1 rRNA gene is annotated in these 1,436 nt (G+C 51.8%); it reads left to right on the plus strand.

Going from position 1 to position 1,436, the window contains the following annotated elements:
* Positions 1 to 1,381, plus strand: a 23S ribosomal RNA gene (locus ACVA54_RS19600); the annotation flags it as partial.
* Positions 1,382 to 1,436: the final 55 nt, after the last annotated feature.

Here is a 1,436-nt window from a genome sequence, read left to right on the forward strand (position 1 = left end):
GTCGAGCTACTACGGTAGTGAAGTCATTGATGCCATGCTTCCAGGAAAAGCCTCTAAGCTTCAGATTGTAAGGAATCGTACCCCAAACCGACACAGGTGGTCGGGTAGAGAATACCAAGGCGCTTGAGAGAACTCGGGTGAAGGAACTAGGCAAAATGGTACCGTAACTTCGGGAGAAGGTACGCTCTCGACGGTGAAGTCCCTCGCGGATGGAGCTATTGAGAGTCGCAGATACCAGGTGGCTGCAACTGTTTATTAAAAACACAGCACTGTGCAAAATCGTAAGATGACGTATACGGTGTGACGCCTGCCCGGTGCCGGAAGGTTAATTGATGGGGTTAGACTTCGGTCGAAGCTCTTGATCGAAGCCCCGGTAAACGGCGGCCGTAACTATAACGGTCCTAAGGTAGCGAAATTCCTTGTCGGGTAAGTTCCGACCTGCACGAATGGCGTAATGATGGCCACGCTGTCTCCACCCGAGACTCAGTGAAATTGAAATCGCTGTGAAGATGCAGTGTACCCGCGGCTAGACGGAAAGACCCCGTGAACCTTTACTACAGCTTGGCACTGAACATTGACCCTACATGTGTAGGATAGGTGGGAGGCTTTGAAGCAAGTACGCCAGTATTTGTGGAGCCGTCCTTGAAATACCACCCTTGTAGTGTTGATGTTCTAACGTCGACCCCTTATCGGGGTTGCGGACAGTGCCTGGTGGGTAGTTTGACTGGGGCGGTCTCCTCCCAAAGAGTAACGGAGGAGCACGAAGGTGGGCTAAACACGGTTGGACATCGTGTGGTTAGTGCAATGGCATAAGCCCGCTTGACTGCGAGAATGACAATTCGAGCAGGTACGAAAGTAGGTCATAGTGATCCGGTGGTTCTGTATGGAAGGGCCATCGCTCAACGGATAAAAGGTACTCCGGGGATAACAGGCTGATACCGCCCAAGAGTTCATATCGACGGCGGTGTTTGGCACCTCGATGTCGGCTCATCACATCCTGGGGCTGAAGTCGGTCCCAAGGGTATGGCTGTTCGCCATTTAAAGTGGTACGCGAGCTGGGTTTAGAACGTCGTGAGACAGTTCGGTCCCTATCTGCCGTGGGCGTTGGAGAATTGAAAGGGGCTGCTCCTAGTACGAGAGGACCGGAGTGGACGAACCTCTGGTGTTCGGGTTGTGTCGCCAGACGCATTGCCCGGTAGCTAAGTTCGGAATCGATAACCGCTGAAAGCATCTAAGCGGGAAGCGAGCCTTGAGATGAGTTCTCCCTGATACTTTAAGTATCCTAAAGGGTTGTCGGAGACTACGACGTTGATAGGTCAGGTGTGTAAGCGTTGTGAGGCGTTGAGCTAACTGATACTAATTGCCCGTGAGGCTTAACCATACAACACCCAAGGGGTTTTGATGGACTCAATACAAGAACGATTGAATGTGTAAGA

The organism is Vibrio sp. PNB23_22_6 (assembly GCF_052877535.1).